Annotated in this window: 1 pseudogene; it reads left to right on the top strand. The window is 72.9% G+C overall.

Annotated elements, in window-relative coordinates:
- Nucleotides 1–572, top strand: a pseudogene (locus tag DI269_RS00650) (multi antimicrobial extrusion protein MatE); the annotation flags it as partial.

Raw genomic sequence — 572 nt, 5'->3', positions numbered from 1 at the left:
CTCGGGCGCGGTGGGCCAGTCGGTGCAGCCGCGCGCGGCGGCCGCGATGGCCGCCGGGGCGCCCGCGTCGGCGCGGGCGCTGTACCAGGAGTCGACGGCGTGGATCGTGGCCCTGACGTGGCCGGTGTACCTGGCGGTGGGACTGCTCGCCGACTGGTACCTGCGGCTGTTCGGCGGCGGGTACGCGACGGACGAGGCGCGGCTGGTGGTGTGGGTCCTGGTGCCGGCGATGATGGTCGGTTCGGCGTGCGGGGTCGTGGACTCGATGCTGTCGATGGCGGGGAAGACCTCGTGGCAGCTGATCGACGTCTCGATTTCACTCGTCGTCAATGTCGGGTTGAACCTGGCGTTGATCCCCACGATGGGCGTCGTCGGCGCGGCGATCGCGTGGTCGGCGGCGGTTCTGGTCAATAATTTGGTTCCACTCGCGCAGCTGTGGCACGCGTTCGGCCTGCACCCCTTCGGGGCGCTGACGAGGCGGGCGCTGCTCGCGGCCGGCCTCGGGTTCGGGGTCCTGCCGCTGGCGGCGGCGCCGTTCGGGCCGCTGTGGACGCTCGCCGCGCTGGCGGCGG

Source organism: Glycomyces dulcitolivorans, assembly GCF_003265355.1.
GTDB lineage: Bacteria > Actinomycetota > Actinomycetes > Mycobacteriales > Micromonosporaceae > Glycomyces > Glycomyces dulcitolivorans.
The sequence above is the reverse complement of the archived record's forward strand: the minus strand, read 5'-3'. Positions and strand labels throughout refer to the sequence as shown.